General features: G+C 63.4%; 15 protein-coding genes. 10 read left to right on the forward strand and 5 right to left on the reverse strand.

What is annotated here, in order from left to right:
• Nucleotides 1–22: 22 nt before the first annotated feature.
• The 3 genes from BBA01S_RS24950 to BBA01S_RS42665 all read right to left on the reverse strand — a co-directional run bounded on the left by BBA01S_RS24950 (nt 23) and on the right by BBA01S_RS42665 (nt 2,743).
• Complete coding sequence (locus BBA01S_RS24950; protein WP_027818824.1) at nt 23–685, reverse strand: amino acid ABC transporter permease; 663 nt, start codon at nt 683–685, stop codon at nt 23–25.
• Between the two features lie 14 nt (nt 686–699).
• Complete coding sequence (locus BBA01S_RS24955) at nt 700–1,557, reverse strand: transporter substrate-binding domain-containing protein (RefSeq protein ID WP_027818825.1); 858 nt, start codon at nt 1,555–1,557, stop codon at nt 700–702.
• Between the two features lie 241 nt (nt 1,558–1,798).
• Nucleotides 1,799–2,743 (reverse strand): LysR family transcriptional regulator, encoded by a 945-nt coding sequence (locus BBA01S_RS42665; protein WP_052391879.1) that lies wholly within the window; start codon nt 2,741–2,743, stop codon nt 1,799–1,801.
• 172 nt (nt 2,744–2,915) lie between these two features.
• Here BBA01S_RS42665 and BBA01S_RS24965 point away from each other — a divergent pair, with 172 nt between their 5' ends.
• The 10 genes from BBA01S_RS24965 (at nt 2,916) to BBA01S_RS25010 (ending at nt 12,948) form a co-directional block, all read left to right on the forward strand.
• The gene (locus BBA01S_RS24965) at nt 2,916–4,301 is read left to right on the forward strand and encodes an MFS transporter (protein ID WP_084162524.1); all 1,386 of its coding nucleotides are present in this window, start codon (nt 2,916–2,918) and stop codon (nt 4,299–4,301) included.
• A gap of 30 nt (nt 4,302–4,331) precedes the next feature.
• On the forward strand, nt 4,332–5,072 hold the full coding sequence (locus tag BBA01S_RS24970; protein WP_027818827.1) for an SDR family NAD(P)-dependent oxidoreductase: 741 nt from the start codon (nt 4,332–4,334) through the stop codon (nt 5,070–5,072).
• Nucleotides 5,066–5,911: a sugar phosphate isomerase/epimerase family protein gene (locus tag BBA01S_RS42670; protein WP_042297854.1), complete on the forward strand. Its 846-nt coding sequence runs from the start codon at nt 5,066–5,068 to the stop codon at nt 5,909–5,911. Before BBA01S_RS24970 ends, BBA01S_RS42670 begins: the two co-directional genes overlap by 7 nt.
• A 16-nt stretch (nt 5,912–5,927) precedes the next feature.
• Nucleotides 5,928–6,761 (forward strand): amidohydrolase family protein, encoded by an 834-nt coding sequence (locus BBA01S_RS24980; RefSeq protein ID WP_027818828.1) that lies wholly within the window; start codon nt 5,928–5,930, stop codon nt 6,759–6,761.
• A gap of 183 nt (nt 6,762–6,944) precedes the next feature.
• On the forward strand, nt 6,945–7,493 hold the full coding sequence (locus tag BBA01S_RS24985; protein ID WP_027818829.1) for a sugar dehydrogenase complex small subunit: 549 nt from the start codon (nt 6,945–6,947) through the stop codon (nt 7,491–7,493).
• Nucleotides 7,494–7,506: 13 nt separating this feature from the next.
• Nucleotides 7,507–9,111, forward strand: coding sequence for a GMC family oxidoreductase (locus BBA01S_RS24990; RefSeq protein WP_027818830.1), 1,605 nt, complete (start codon nt 7,507–7,509; stop codon nt 9,109–9,111).
• Complete coding sequence (locus BBA01S_RS42675) at nt 9,104–10,462, forward strand: c-type cytochrome (RefSeq protein WP_218004254.1); 1,359 nt, start codon at nt 9,104–9,106, stop codon at nt 10,460–10,462. Before BBA01S_RS24990 ends, BBA01S_RS42675 begins: the two co-directional genes overlap by 8 nt.
• 191 nt (nt 10,463–10,653) lie before the next feature.
• Nucleotides 10,654–11,979, forward strand: coding sequence for a type II toxin-antitoxin system HipA family toxin (locus tag BBA01S_RS42680; RefSeq protein WP_245641576.1), 1,326 nt, complete (start codon nt 10,654–10,656; stop codon nt 11,977–11,979).
• Nucleotides 11,980–12,031: 52 nt separating this feature from the next.
• On the forward strand, nt 12,032–12,256 hold the full coding sequence (locus BBA01S_RS25005) for a helix-turn-helix domain-containing protein (protein WP_245641577.1): 225 nt from the start codon (nt 12,032–12,034) through the stop codon (nt 12,254–12,256).
• A 179-nt stretch (nt 12,257–12,435) separates the two neighbouring features.
• Nucleotides 12,436–12,948 carry a hypothetical protein gene (locus tag BBA01S_RS25010; RefSeq protein ID WP_027818832.1) on the forward strand — a complete coding sequence of 171 codons (513 nt, stop codon included), beginning with the start codon at nt 12,436–12,438 and terminating at the stop codon, nt 12,946–12,948.
• An 87-nt stretch (nt 12,949–13,035) separates the two neighbouring features.
• Here BBA01S_RS25010 and BBA01S_RS25015 read toward each other — a convergent pair whose 3' ends face one another.
• Both BBA01S_RS25015 and BBA01S_RS25020 read right to left on the reverse strand, forming a co-directional pair.
• Complete coding sequence (locus BBA01S_RS25015) at nt 13,036–14,109, reverse strand: phage late control D family protein (RefSeq protein ID WP_027818833.1); 1,074 nt, start codon at nt 14,107–14,109, stop codon at nt 13,036–13,038.
• Nucleotides 14,106–14,534, reverse strand: a complete 429-nt coding sequence (locus BBA01S_RS25020; protein ID WP_027818834.1) for a phage tail protein — start codon at nt 14,532–14,534, stop codon at nt 14,106–14,108. Before BBA01S_RS25020 ends, BBA01S_RS25015 begins: the two co-directional genes overlap by 4 nt.
• Nucleotides 14,535–14,548 lie beyond the last annotated feature (14 nt).

Below are 14,548 nucleotides of genomic sequence, written 5' to 3' on the forward strand. Positions count from 1 at the left end.
GAATATCGGCCCGGTAGCGGCATCAGGTGCGCCTGGCGAGGCGTCGCTCGTAGCCGTGTGCGGCGAGCGACAGCAACGAGGTGATCGCCAGATAGAAGACGGCGGCGAGCGTATAGACTTCGAGCGGGCGATAGGTCGACGACGCGAGTTGCTGGCCCACGCGCATCAAGTCCGTCACGGCAATCACCGAAATCACCGCTGACGCCTTCACGATGTCGATCATTTCGGACACCAGCGCGGGCAGCGTGATGGCCACCACCTGCGGGACTTCGATGTGCCACAGCGTCTGCCGTCGCGTGAGATTGAAGGTGCGCGCCGCTTCGATCTGGCCGCGCGGAATGGCGCGAAAACCCGCGCCCAGAACCTGCGACTGATACGCGGCCGTGTTCAGCGACAGGCCAATCGCCGCCGCAACCACGCCGGGCAGCGTCAGGCCGAACGCCGAGGGCACGTAATAAAACACCAGCAACTGCGCGAGCACCGGCGTGCCGCGGAACACGCTGACGTAGACCCGCGCGGCGCGCGACAACAGGCGGCTGTCGCTCGCCGACATCATGTAGATGAAAATACCGGCGAAGAAACCGCACAGCACGGCCACCGCGGACAGCCACAGCGTGGTGAGCGCACCGTCCAGCAACTGCGGCAGGTAGCCGAGGCAGCGGGTCAGGAGGTCAGGCGTGTTCATGGCGTCTCGATGGCTTAGATCGTCGGCTGGGGCAGCGCGTCGGCGGGGACGTCCATCGTGGTGCCGAACCACTTCTGCTGGAGCTTCTTCATCGTGCCGTCCTGCTGGGCGCGGGCAATGCCGTCGCTGAACAGCTTGACGAGCGCGGCGCTGTCCGCGTCCTTGCGCGCCACCCAGGCGAAATAGCTCTTCGGGCCAATGGTCTGCGGCATCACCATGAATACGCCGGGACGCGCCTTCATGAGCGGCCCGAGATTGGCCACCGATTGCGCGACAGCGTCGAGACGGCCCACCGCGAGATCGGCATACGCCTCGTCGAATGCGACGTATTGCTTGATCTGCTTGATGCCCGGGCCGCCTGCGTCCTTGAGCTTCTTGTCGAGCGCGATGAGCGCCTGGAGCTGCGCCGAGCCGGTCTGCGAGCCGACGATCTTGCCGTTCAGGTCTTCGGGCGTCTTGATGGCGGTCTCATTGGTGCGCAGCAGGACGCCGGTGGTTGCGTCCGCAACGGGCAGCGTGAAGGCGAAGTGGCTGGCGCGATCCTTGTTGACCGTCACGGCGGTCACGACGATGTCGAAGCGCTTGGCGTCGAGGCCCGGCAGCAAGCCTTGAAACGGCAGGTCGAGTTGCTTGACCTTGACGTCGGGCAGCGACTTCAGCACGTACTGCATCAGGTCGGCGTCATAGCCGACGATCTTGCCGTTGTCGACGTATTCGAACGGCGCGTAACGCGCCTCGGTGGCGATCGTGATTTCCTTGTTGCTCTTGATGCGATTCAGGAGGTCGGTGTCCTGCGCCCAGCCCGAAACCGACGCGCAGAATGCGAGCGCGCCCGTCAACGACAGTACCAGAGTGCGAAAAGGCTTATTCATGTGGCTCCCGTGCGGTTCGATGCAGTTGTGAAATGACCATGAACAAAATTCAAGTGACTTGAATGGTGTTCACTATGCATGAAGCATGCCAGCCGCTGAGGGCCGGTTTTTCGTGGGAGACGCGGCGCGCGAGTGCACCGTCTTGCACCGTCGATGGGACTTGGGATGTGCGGCGCACCCGGGTGGTGCCGCGCGCACAGAGATGGGGGAGTGTAAGAGGGGAGAAGCGGAAAACTACGGGTCAGGCTATGCCGCTGGGAGGGTTGCCTACCTCCCGTCCCAACTGCGCGGCGCGTCGGTGAATCGCTTCCATCAGCAAGCTGGCGCTCGCGGGCGGGGCCGAAAACTTCGAATAGACGAAAGTCGAGGTCATCTCCAGCGACTCGACCAGCGGACGGACGATGCAGTCCGCACGTTCGCTGCGGCCGGTGCCATCGACGCCGACCGCAGCGAATTCGTCAACGATGGCAAGGCCCAGGCCGCCTCGCACCAGCGCGAGCGCCTGGTCGGCGTGCGTGACGTCGACGACCGATGTGAGTTCGACGTCGGCCTGCTGGCAGGCCTGCACGATCACCGTGCCAAAAGGAATGTCGCGCCGGAACAGGATCATGGGCTCCGACTGGAGGTCGGCCAGCGCAATGCTTGCCTGCGCCGCGAGCGAATGACCGGGCGGCAGCACGCAGACCATGCGCCCGCGCATGAACGGCACGACTTCGAGATGTTCATGCTCGATCGGCATGGACGTCACCGCGACGTCTACGGTCTTGCTCAAGACCTCCATGGGCATTTCGGCCATGAGCGTCGTGTGCCAGTCGACCCGCAGTCCCGGCAGCCTGCGCTTGAGTTCGACGATTGCGGGCGCAACGATCGTGGTCGCAAGCGACGGGCTGCACGCCACGCGCAGCAGGCTGGCCGGGCCGAGCGCCAGCGCACGGGCAAATTCGTCGACGCGCAACGCCGACTGATAGACCTGTTCGACTTCGCGAAACAGCGCCTGGCCTTCCGCCGTGGGCACGAGGCGTCCTTTGGTGCGCTCGAACAGGCGCAGCCCCAGCGTGGTTTCCGTATGCGAAACGAGCTTGCTGACGGCGGGCTGCGAAACGTAGAGCATTTTCGCCGCTGCGTTGATCGAGCCCGTGAGCATGACTGCGCGAAACACCTCCATTTGCCGAAGCTTGAAACGCACGTTTTCCCCCTGGAGCGCCCGCTGGCCGGGCGATTAACCAAAAGTTATAGGATAGCTGAAACTCGGCATACGACAGCCTTGCGGCACTTCCCTAGTATTTCCATCGAGGCATGCGCCAGTCATAAAGGGGCTTTGAACCCGGCGGCGCGCGCAAAACAACGATGGAGACGCGATGAACCCAGTCCAGACTTCCCGGGCGGCAGTTGCCCAAAGTGCCGGCCAAAGTGTCGGCCACGGCATTGGCCCTATCGATGCGGGCGCAACGGCCACGGCACGCACCCGCGCGCGATTCGGCATTCTCGCGCTGCTCGCGGGCGGCACCATGATCAACTATCTCGACCGCAGCGTCGCCGGCATCGCCGCGCCTGCGATGAGCCACGACCTGGGGCTGACGCCCGCGCTGATGGGCGTGATTTTCTCGGCCTTTTCGTGGACGTACACCGCTTCGCAGATTCCGGGCGGCCTGCTGCTCGACCGCGTGGGCACGCGCTGGACGTATTTCTTCGCGCTGACCTTGTGGTCGTTCTTCACAGGACTGCAAGGACTGGCGACGGGCTTTGTTTCGTTGCTCGTCATGCGCCTGCTGATCGGCGCGGCCGAAGCGCCGTGCTTCCCGACCAACAGCCGCGTCGTGGCGATCTGGTTCCCGCAGAGCGAGCGTGCGCGCGCCACGGGCGTCTACACCTTCGCCGAATACGTAGGCCTGGCGTTCCTCAGCCCGTTGCTGTTCTGGCTGGAGCAGCGCTACGGATGGCGCGCGCTGTTCGGCATGGTGGGCGCCGTGGGCGTGGCCTTCGGCGTCGTGTGGCTGATGCGCTTTCACGAGCCGCACGAGTCGAAGCGCGCCAATCGCGCCGAGCTCGACCATATCGCGAGCGGTGGCGGCGTGGTCGACGGCAGCCAGCAGGCCACGCGCTTTCGCTGGTCGGATGTCGGCGCGCTGCTGCGTCACCGCAGCATGTTCGGCATCTGCATCGGCCAGTTCGCCTGCAATTCGACCAACGTGTTTTTCCTGACGTGGTTCCCGACCTATCTCGTGACCGAGCGCCATATGCCGTGGCTCAAGGTGGGCATCGTCGCTGTGCTGCCGTTTATCGCGGCATCCGTGGGCACGCTCTCGGGCGGCTGGATCTCCGACGCCATGCTGCGCCGCGGCGTCTCGCTGAACTGGGCGCGCAAGCTGCCAGTGATTGCCGGGCTGCTGATGGCGGCGACCATTGCGCTCGCGAACTATGTCGATTCGATTGCCGCCGTGATCGCCATTCTGTGTGTCGCGTACTTCGCACAAGGCATGTCGGCGCTGGCGTGGGGGATTGTTTCCGATATCGCGCCCAAGGGCCTGCTCGGCTTGAGCGGCGGCATCTTCAACCTGTTCGCGAACGCCGCCGGGATCGTTACGCCGCTCGTGATCGGGCTGATCGTCAACGCGACCGGTTCGTTCGTGTATGCGCTGGCCTTCATTTCGGCGGTCACGCTGATGGGCGCGCTCTCTTATCTGTTCGTGGTCGGCGATATCAGGCGCATCGTCCTCGCGAATGCCGATTCTTCCCTTAGCTGAAACCCCTGAAATTCAAAGGAAAAGTTTGTCATGAGCCACACTCTCGACGGCCAGATCGCCATTGTCACCGGCGCCGCACGCGGCATTGGCCTCGGCATCGCACGGCAGCTCAAAGCGGACGGCGCACGCGTCGTGGTCTGGGATCTCGACACCGCCGCCTGCGATGAGAAGCATCTGGGATTCAAGCCCGACCACCTGGAATCCGTCGATGTTTCGAACTACCAGGCAGTTGAACGCGCCTTCGAATCGACCATCGCAGCGCTGGGGCACGTCGATATTCTCGTCAACAATGCCGGCATCAACGGGCCGGTCATGCCGAGCTGGGAATATCCCGTCGACACCTGGCAGCAGGTGCTGGCGGTCGACCTGAACAGCGTGTTCTATACCTGCCGCGTGGCCGTCCCGCATATGCGCGAGCGCGGCGGCGGACGCATCCTGAACGTGGCGTCGATTGCGGGCAAGGAAGGCGTGCAGTTCATTTCCGCCTATTCGGCGGCGAAGGCGGGGGTGATCGCGTTCACGAAGTCCGCAGCGAAGGAGCTTGCGAAGGACAACGTGCTGATCAATTGCGTCGCGCCCGCGATGGTCGAAACCGAACTGTTTCGAGAAATGTCGGACGAGCACATCGTGGCGAGCAAGGCCAAGATTCCGATGGGCCGATTCCTGCAGATCGAGGAAGTAGGGCGCATGGTGAGCTGGGTCGTGAGTCCCGCATGCAGCTTCACCACCGGCTTTACCTTCGACCTCACGGGCGGGAGAGCCACGTGGTAAAGCCACATGATGGCGTTGCGCGTTCGCTTGCCGTTGCGCATCTGACTGCGCTCGAATGTGCGCCCGTGGAGTGGGTGCGGCTTGCGGCGAAGGCCGGTTTCAACGGTGTGGGGCTGCGGCTGCATCCGGCCACGCCCGGCGGCGTCGCTTATCCGGTCGCTGCGGGCAGCGCGGCGCAACGGGAGTTGCGCGACGTGCTCGGCGGAGAAGGCGTTGCGCTGCTCGACGTCGAATTCGTGCCCATCGTGCCCGATCTCGACCCGCATAGCGTGTTGCCGCTGTTCGAAACGGCGGCGGCGCTGGGGGCCGCGAGCGTGAGCGTGTCGGGTGACGATCCCGACGAAGCGCGGCTCGCCGCCAACCTCGCCGCGCTCGCTATGCTCGCTACTCCGTTCGGCCTGCGCATCGACCTGGAGTTCATGCGCTGGCGGCACGTGGGCACGCTCGCGCAGGCGCGCGCGGCGATCGGGCGCGCGGCGCAGCTGAATCTTGCGCTGGTGATCGATGCGTTGCATCTGTCGCGCGCGGGCAGTACGCCCGACGATGTCGCCGCGTTGCCGCCGGGCGCGATTGGTCTCGTCCAGCTTTGCGACGCGCCTGCGTGCTTGCCCGTCAGTGACGAGGAAGCAATTCACGAAGCGCGTACGGCGCGGCTCGCGCCAGGCGACGGCGCGTTGCCGCTTGACGCGCTGCTGCGGGCGTTGCCGCGCGAAGCTGCGCTGAGCGTGGAGATGCCGATGCCATCGCTGCCGGTGCAGGCGCGTATGGAACTCGCGTATCGCGGCGCGCGACGCGTCGTGGAGCGCGCATGCCTCACTGCAGCCACTGCACATGTCTGAAAAGGAACCCCGCAACATGTCCGTATTCGACGACGACAAGATCGACTGCCATTGCCATGTGTTCGATCCCGTGCGCTTCCCGTATCGCGACGATACGGCGTATCGGCCCGCGCAACAGGAGGTCGGCACACCGGCGCAATTCGTGCGCGTCATGGACGCCTATGGCGTGCGCCACGCGCTGCTCGTTGGCCCGACGAGCGGCTACCGCACCGACAATCGCTGCCTGATCGACACGCTCGAATCGTGGGAGGGGCGCTTTCGCGGCATCGCCGTGGTGGAAAGCGATATCTCGCGCGGCGAACTCGCTGCGTTGCGCCGCGCGGGTGTGGTCGGCGTCGCGTTCAATCCCGCGATGGAGGGCCTCGATCTCGTGACGCGCGCCGCGCCGCTGTTTGCCTTGCTGGCCGATCTGGGCATGATCGCCCAGGTGCAGGTGGAGGGCGACCAGATGGGCGCGCTGGGGCCGTGGCTCGCGCAGCAGCCGGGGCAACTTGTGATCGACCATTGCGGGCGTCCGCACAGCGAGGCCGGGATCGGCCAGGCCGGTTTCGACGCGCTGCTGCGGCTCGCGGAAAGTGGCCGGGCGAGCGTGAAGCTGTCGGGCTGGCAGAAGTATTCGCGTAACGCGCATCCTTATGAGGACACCTGGCCTTACGCGCACGCGCTGCTGCGGGCATTTGGGCCGCAGCAGTGCGTCTGGGGTTCGGACTGGCCGTTCCTGCGCGCACCGGAGCGGCTCGACTACGGCCCACTGCTGACGCTGTTCGAAGCGATCGTGCCGGATCCGGCTATTCGGCGGCAGATTCAATGGGACACGCCGCGCCGGCTGTTCGGCTTCGATCCGGCGTGATGTGACACGTCGCGGGACGTGCTTTGGCACTTTTCCAGTTGTGAACTAATCTCTTCTTGAGCGCGGTGCTGCGCCGATTCGTCGCATCGAGTACACTCGCGTGGTTTTTAACCAGTTAGTACACAGTTTGCCGATCCGGCGGCCGTCTCGCAGCGCGCCCGGTGGGACGAAACTGGAAACGACATGACGTCCTCACAACAACCACCGTCTTCGCCGTTCGCGCCCTCGCGGCGGCAGTTCCTCATCGGTACTTCGGTGCTCGCGACGCTCAGCGTGACGGGCCTCGGCGCACTCGGTCGCGCGCATGCGCAGGCCGCGGCCGCGAGTGCCGATGCGGACTTCTCCGCTTTCATGAAGCTTTCGCAGTACCTGACCGGAAAGACGTCGCTCGACGTCGAAATCGGCCGGGCGATTCTTGCCGGGCTGCGCGGCGACGACGCCAGCGCAGTCGCCACGGTCGCGCAGCTCAATGACTTCGTCGCGCGCACGAATACCCCTGTAAATACGCTGCAATCGGTGCTGGACGCCTCGCAGCCGGCGCTGGCGAAGCTCCCGAAGAAAGTCGTGACGGCGTGGTACCTGGGCGTGGTCGGCACGGGCAAGAACGCCCGCACCGTCGCATACGAACAGGCGCTCATGTATCCGCCGATCTCGGACGTCATCGTGATGCCGAGCTACGCGCGCGGCGTGCCTGGTTACTGGGCCAAGCCCCCAGTGCTGTCCCACTCCTGATCCCCGTATTTCCATGGCAACGAATCAATCCGCCGACGTCGTGATCGTCGGCGCCGGTATCGCGTCCGGCCAGATCGCGCAGAAGCTCGCCAAGGCGGGCATCGACGTCCTCATGCTCGAAGCAGGCCCGCGCATCGAGCGCTGGCGCATCGTCGAAAATTACCGGAATAGTCCATTTAAGTCGGATTTCCAGTCGCCGTATCCGCCCACGGAGCACGCGCCGCATCCGCAGTATTCGCCCACCAGCAACGACTATCTCGTGCAGCGCGGGCCGGAGCAGTACAAGGCGGGTTATCTGCGCATGGTGGGCGGCACGACGTGGCACTGGTCTGCGCAATCGTGGCGCCTGCTGCCCAACGACATGAAGCTGAAGACGCTGTATGGCGTGGGCCGCGACTGGCCCATCAGCTATGACGATCTTGAGCCTTACTACTACGAGGCCGAAGTCGAAATGGGCGTGGGTGGCCCCGAAGACCTCGGCTCGCCGCGCTCGAAACCTTATCCGCATCCGCCGCTGCCGCTCTCGGACTTCGACCAGAAGTTCAAGGACGTCGTGGAAAAAGCGGGCTACAAGCACGTGACCGAACCGGCCGCGCGCAATACCGCGCCGTTCGATGGCCGCCCGGCGTGCTGCGGCAACAGTAATTGCATGCCGATCTGCCCGATCGAAGCGCAATACACGGGCGAAACCGCGATCCGCAAAGCCGAGGCCGCGAAGGCGCGGCTGCTGCCCAACGCCGTGGTCTATCGCATCGAGCATGACGAGCACGCACGCATCGTCGCCGTTCACTACAAGGATCCAGACGGCAACTCGCATCGCGTGACCGGCAAGATCTTCGTGCTGGCCTCGAACGCCATCGAGACGCCCAAGCTCATGCTGATCTCGAAGAGCGACAAGTTCCAGAACGGGATTGGCAACAGCTCGGACCAGGTGGGCCGCAACCTGATGGATCATCCGGGCACGACGGTCACGTTCCTGTCCGCCGAACCGATGTGGCCGGGCCGTGGCCCGATGCGTCTTTCGTGCATCAACAACCTGCGCGACGGCGCATTCCGCTCGGAATATTCGGCGATGAAACTCAACGTCGGCAATTATTCGCCGATGCGCGCCGTGACCGATTACCTGATTTCGAAGGGCGTGTACGGCGCGGAACTCGACGAAAAGATTCGTGAATACGCGTCGCGCTGGGTCGTGGTGAACAGCTTCTTCGATATCCTGCCCGACCCGGAAAACCGCATTACGGCGAGCACGGAATTCAAGGACAAACTGGGCATCGCGCGTCCCGAAGTGCATTACCGCATCGACGATTACATCAACCGGGCGGCGAAGGTCGCGCGCGGCCATTACGCCCATATCGCGAACCTGTTTGGCGGCACCGAAGTGCGTTTCGACGATTCGTACTTCAATAACAATCACATCATGGGCACGCTCATCATGGGCGACGACCCGCGCGATTCGGTCGTCGACAAGGACTTGCGTTCGCACGATCACGAGAACCTCTTCATCGCGTCGAGCGGCACGATGGCGAGTGCGGGCACGGTCAATTGCACGCTCACGCTGTGCGCGCTGTCGATGCGTCTTGCCGACAAGCTGATCGACGAAATGAAACATGCTTGAGGCAGCCGCGATGATCCCTGCAAACAAGAACACCACCCATCAGCGTCTGGGCGCGCTGCGAAAATGGCTGCCTGCAAGCGCGCTGGTGTTGAGCGCGATTTTCTCCGGCACGTTCGCACATGCTGCCAACGTGACCCAATCCGCCGACGCAGCCGCGCTCGTCAAACGCGGCGAATATCTCGCGCGCGCGGCGGACTGCATTGCCTGCCATACGTCGAATAAAGCACAGCCTTACGCGGGCGGCGTGCCGTTCAACCTGCCTTTCGGCACGATCTATTCGACCAACATTACGCCCGATAAAACCTATGGCATCGGCAACCTGAGCGACGCGGACTTTATCGGCGCGGTGCGTGAAGGCAAGTCGAAGGACGGCAAGCGTCTTTATCCGGCCATGCCCTATACGTCCTATACGCAACTCACCGACGACGACATCCTCGCGATTCGAGCGTACCTGCGCACGATTGCGCCGGTGGCGAAGGCGGCGCCTGCGAATACGCTGGGTTTCCCGTTCAACCAGCGCTGGGCGATGGTGTTCTGGAATCTCTTCAATTTCGATTCGGGCCGCTTCCAGCCTGATCCGGCGAAAAGCGCGGAATGGAATCGCGGCGCGTATCTCGTCGGTGCGCTCGCGCACTGCCAGGAGTGCCATACGCCGCGTAACTTCATGCAGGGCCTGTCGAGCAAGTCGCTCGCGGGCGCGCAACTCGGCAACTGGAGTGCCTATAACATCACGCCCGATCCGGTCGCGGGCATCGGCGGCTGGAGCGAGGCCGAACTGATTGCCTACCTGCGCGACGGCGCCGCGCCGGGTGTGGCGAACGCGGCAGGCCCGATGGCCGAAGTGGTGGAGAACAGCACGCGCTTTCTCTCGGATCAAGACCTGAGGGCGATGGCGACGTACCTGCGCACGGTGCCTGCCCAGGACAATGGTGCGAACGGCGCGGACAAGCCGCGCTTCGGTTGGGGTTCGCCGATCGAAACGGTCACGGCGCTGCGCAACCAGCCGCTGACCGTGCTGGGGGCAGGCGGGGCCGCCGATGGCCGCACGCTGTTCAACGCCAATTGCGCAAGCTGCCACGGCTGGCAGGGCAATGGCGTAGGCGGCAAGGACGCGGGTGCGTATCCTTCGCTGCTGCATAACACCAGCGTGGGCGCATCGAACGCCGACAATCTCACCATGGTCGTGCTGCACGGCGTGAGCCGCCAGACCAACAACGGTCATATGTCGATGCCCGCTTTTGCCGGCGAGTTGAGCGACAGCGAAGTTGCGACGCTCGTCAATTTTGTCACGACGCAATTTGGTAATCCGTCGGCGACGGTCACGCCGGAAAAGGTCGCGAAAATGCGGTGATTGCCGCAAGTTTGCGAAGGGCTAAAGCAGGGGGGCGAAAGCCCCCTTTTTTGCTTCCTGGGCCGGCTTGAAGGGCTTCGATAGCCAGTGACGATTGTTGGCGCTTGATGTCGAAATGCCTCTTATAAGAGGCAAATAGGACAAGGTTGCTTTCTATGTGCTACATTTATGAAGCATATAGGAGGTGAGCGGTGGAATGCACCCTACAGATATTCCTGCATGACCGATGGATCGACTGCGCCCAGATCGACGTGCGCGACGGTCGCTGCCAGTGGGACTTCCAGGTCATGTACGCAGTCGAGCACACGAACGACCCGCTGTCGCTCGTCGAGCCCGTGGACACGGAGTTCCGGGTAGGGCGTACGCTCCCAGCGTTCCTCTACGACCTCGTGCCGCAGGGCGCCGGCCGGCGCTTCCTGCTCGGCGAACTCAAGCTGCAGGACGGCCCGGACGCGGATTTTCCGCTGCTCTGCGCAGGCGCGTTCAATCCCATCGGGCGCATCCGTGTCGCGCACGCCGTCGATTACTTTGAAGCCCACGTGCGTCGGCATCCGGACGCGCGCGGCCTGCCAGGCATGTCGATCGACGATGTGGTCGAGCGCAGCGTCGATTTCAAGGAGCGGATGTACCTGCACGGCATGCTGGGCACCGGCACGACAGGCGTGCAGGGCGCAGCGCCGAAATATCTGCTCACGCGCGACCACGCCGGATTGCTGCACGGCGATGCGGTCTTGCCGGATGCGCAGGCGACCCTGCACCTGATCGCGAAACTGCCGCGCGGGAGCGCTGCCGCCGATCTCAAGGTGCTGCACAACGAAGCGGCCTATATGCGGGTGGCGGACGCGATCGGCATTCGCACTCACGAGCAACTGCCCAGCCTGCATGGCGACGTGCTGCTAATTCCGCGCTTTGACCGGCGCGTGCGGGACGGGCGCATCGAGCGGCTCCATCAGGAAAGCGTGGCATCGCTGCTTGGACTCAGCGGCTTCGATCAGCGCCCGAGTCTATTCGAGGTCGTGGCGGCGATTCGCAGCGTGGCGAGCGACCCGGCCGCCGAAACGCTCGAATTCATCAAACGCGACGTGCTCAACCTGGCCATGCGCAACACCGACAATCACGCGCGCAACACGGCGGTGCAGCTGGTCGATGGCCGGGTGCAGCTCACGCCGCTGTTCGATTTCGCGCCGATGTATCTCGATCCTGAACTGGTGCCGCGCACGCTCAGGTGGTATCGGCCGGACGCGACGCGGGTCGAATTGACCGAATGGGGCGATGTGCTGGCCGCGCTGCCGGTGAACGCGGGCGAGCGGCAACAGCTTGGCGAGGCGCTGGGCAGGTTCGCCACGCAGGTCGAACGCCTGCCCGACATCATGGCGGCACAGGGCGTCGATCACGATATCGTGCAGTTCCTCATGCCTTCCATCGATACGCAAGTCCGGCAGCTTAGGGCTTTGCATACCGGTTTCCCGCAAGATACTGAGACTCATCATGCCGCGACGCGCACCCCTAAGCCGTGACGAACAGAATGCCCGACGCCGGGAATTCTACGAGCGCATCGAACGCGGCGACATGAGCATTGCCGAAGCGATGAAGGCGATGCGCAAAATGACTGGGCTGACGCAGGCGGAGTTCGCGGCGCATCGTGGCGTGAGCCGCCGCGTGATCCAGGACATCGAGCGCGGCACGGGTAATCCGACGGTGGAATCGCTGAATAGTATTGGGAAGCTGTTTGGTTTGCAGGTTGGGTTTGTGAGGTTGCGGCGCAGTGAGCCGACCAGCGTGCCAGAGGTCTGAAACGCGACATCTGTACTTTGCCCAGGTACGACATCTCTATTTAGCACAGTTTCAAAACTGCGATAATTTATCTTATGTAAAATCGGAAAAGCTAGTTGAAGCTGGGTTGCCGGCCATTGGTATGACGAATTGTAATATTAATTACAATTCCTTACATCGCCTTACATGCCGTAATCCCCATGCCTTCTGTTTCAACCCGTCACGGCGAGCTTTCCGACTTCCTCGCGCTTTCCGACGGGCTTTCCATTGCGCGTATCGCCGATATTCTTCGTTGTTGCACCCGAACCGTCCGTAACTACGCCGCCGGTCGCACGCCGATCCCCTGGCATCGCATTGAGCTGCTTCGGCTACTCACCAAGCCGCCGGCCGAGCCGGTGCCGGTTATCCAACAGGCTGATTCTGGCGCCGCGGCTGTGACGGCGAACATCGACCCCGACCCGAACGCTCCTGACGTTCCTCCAGCTGAAATGCTGGCGTGGGTCGGCGTCCATGCTCCTCACTTTCTTTCGAGCCAGCGCAGCTTTGCGCACTACGTTCGCGGCTGGAACGTAGTCGACAAAATTCGCCGTGCCAAAACGGAAGGCACGTTTGCCGCCGTGCTGGCTCGCTGGCGCGAGCTGGCCGTCGAGCTGCCAAAATCTTGGCGCTCCGGCCGAATCTGGAGCGATACCGGGCCGCCCGCATACTACTAGCCGTTCGCAACGCTTCCTAGATTCGAAAATAAAAAAGGCCGCGATTGGCGGCCTTTTGGGGGAACTCGTCTGAACACCCGCGATTCGCTACTGACCGCCCTTTCGGAAATGTGATCGGTGCTTGTCGGTCGTCGGATCGTCGAACACTTCCAGTTCCAGCACGGTTTCGAATCCACCATCGGCAAGCGTATGTTTCGCGGTTTTGACGATCCACGACATTTCGTCAATGTCCGGTTTGAAGCCGGAAAACGTAACGGGCAGCTCGGGGAAAATCTCGGCACGGCCGCGCGCCAGTGTGTAATCCATCGTCGCCTGGCTGCGCTGCGTGCGCGCGAATTCCGCTTCGGCCGCCGCGCGCGCCTCGGCTTCGGTCGCGTAGTCCTCTGGTAAGACCTTGACGTTGTGATTGTTCTCGCCGCCCACGATGATCGACTTGCGCTTGCCTTTGCCGTTCGAATGATAGTGCGCGCGCACGGCCGCATAGCTCTCGCGCTGCGATACGTGGTAGCGGTGCTGGTCGCCATCGCTGCGCGTGATCGAGAGCGACGCAAGGTTCTTGCCGCTCGCGCTCTTGCCGGTGCCGATTGGCATGAATAGCAGGTTCAGATCCTTGACGTTCATCACGGCGTCGTATCGCTTCGCGAGCCGCGTGAGAAACGACATATCGCTTTCGTGCGTCTGGTCGATGTGGGCGATCGCGACAGCTTCCAGCGCGGCGCCGATCGCCGGCTTGAGCGAGTGGCGGCCGGCGATGGTGCGAACGATCGCGCCGATGGTTTGCGCGTGCCAGCTCACTTCACGCCGCTCGTGCATGGCTTCCGTCATCGAGGCCGATCGCGCGCGGATCGTGATGATGTCAGGCGCCCCGCTGTGTTCCACTTCGTCAACGGTAAATGTCCCCTTGTCGACGAGTGTTTCGCCGACCCATCCGAGCGCAACCTTGATTTGCGCGCCGCGCTTCGGTATCGCATAGGTGCCCTTCGTGTCGTCGATCGTAATGTCGAGCTGGTCGGCCTGGTCGGCGCGCGACTCCGAAAGCGTCATGCTGATGAGGTCGGGCGCGATCGTGCGCGAGAGGTCGCGCCCGTCGAGCGTCACACGATAGTCGGCCTGCGGTTGCAGGCGCTGGAGCCGCGAGGCGTTGAGTGCTGATGCGGTCATCGTTTCACGACCTTTTCATTCGAGGCCTGCGTTTGCAGTGCTGAATCTTCGACACGGGAAAGCGTCAACGTGAATTCGATGCTACGCGGCAGGCCCAGCGCGCTCGTGAAATTGCGGCGCGTCTCGTCGAGGCCTTCAATCACATAGGCGCCGTACACCTGGCCCAGCCCGTCGACGAGTACGTACGCGTCGCCCTGGTCGCCCATATCCGATAGCTGTTTCATCGCGGAGATTTTGCCGAACGACTCGGCGGGCGCGAGCGCCCCCGTGAGCGTGATCGTGTCGTCGCCGGGGCCGGTGTACTGGCTCGCGTCGCGCGCGCCGACGCGCGAGGTCTTGCGGTGCTTCCAGCTCAGACGCCGTTGCAGCTCGCGATACGGCGCGGTCTGGAGACTGAAAACGAATTGATCGAGCGCCATCATCATGATCTGCGTTCCTC

The organism is Paraburkholderia bannensis NBRC 103871 (assembly GCF_000685015.1).
In the GTDB taxonomy this organism is placed as follows: domain Bacteria; phylum Pseudomonadota; class Gammaproteobacteria; order Burkholderiales; family Burkholderiaceae; genus Paraburkholderia; species Paraburkholderia bannensis.

Bases quoted from the DNA above. Each gene is read 5' to 3' on its own strand.
- BBA01S_RS24950 (WP_027818824.1), bottom strand. From the start codon at position 685: ATGAACACGCCTGACCTCCTGACCCGCTGCCTCGGCTACCTGCCGCAG.
- BBA01S_RS24955 (WP_027818825.1), bottom strand. From the start codon at position 1,557: ATGAATAAGCCTTTTCGCACTCTGGTACTGTCGTTGACGGGCGCGCTC.
- BBA01S_RS24965 (WP_084162524.1), top strand. From the start codon at position 2,916: ATGAACCCAGTCCAGACTTCCCGGGCGGCAGTTGCCCAAAGTGCCGGC.
- BBA01S_RS24970 (WP_027818827.1), top strand. From the start codon at position 4,332: ATGAGCCACACTCTCGACGGCCAGATCGCCATTGTCACCGGCGCCGCA.
- BBA01S_RS24980 (WP_027818828.1), top strand. From the start codon at position 5,928: ATGTCCGTATTCGACGACGACAAGATCGACTGCCATTGCCATGTGTTC.
- BBA01S_RS24985 (WP_027818829.1), top strand. From the start codon at position 6,945: ATGACGTCCTCACAACAACCACCGTCTTCGCCGTTCGCGCCCTCGCGG.
- BBA01S_RS24990 (WP_027818830.1), top strand. From the start codon at position 7,507: ATGGCAACGAATCAATCCGCCGACGTCGTGATCGTCGGCGCCGGTATC.
- BBA01S_RS42675 (WP_218004254.1), top strand. From the start codon at position 9,104: ATGCTTGAGGCAGCCGCGATGATCCCTGCAAACAAGAACACCACCCAT.
- BBA01S_RS25005 (WP_245641577.1), top strand. From the start codon at position 12,032: ATGAGCATTGCCGAAGCGATGAAGGCGATGCGCAAAATGACTGGGCTG.
- BBA01S_RS25010 (WP_027818832.1), top strand. From the start codon at position 12,436: ATGCCTTCTGTTTCAACCCGTCACGGCGAGCTTTCCGACTTCCTCGCG.
- BBA01S_RS25015 (WP_027818833.1), bottom strand. From the start codon at position 14,109: ATGACCGCATCAGCACTCAACGCCTCGCGGCTCCAGCGCCTGCAACCG.
- BBA01S_RS25020 (WP_027818834.1), bottom strand. From the start codon at position 14,534: ATGATGATGGCGCTCGATCAATTCGTTTTCAGTCTCCAGACCGCGCCG.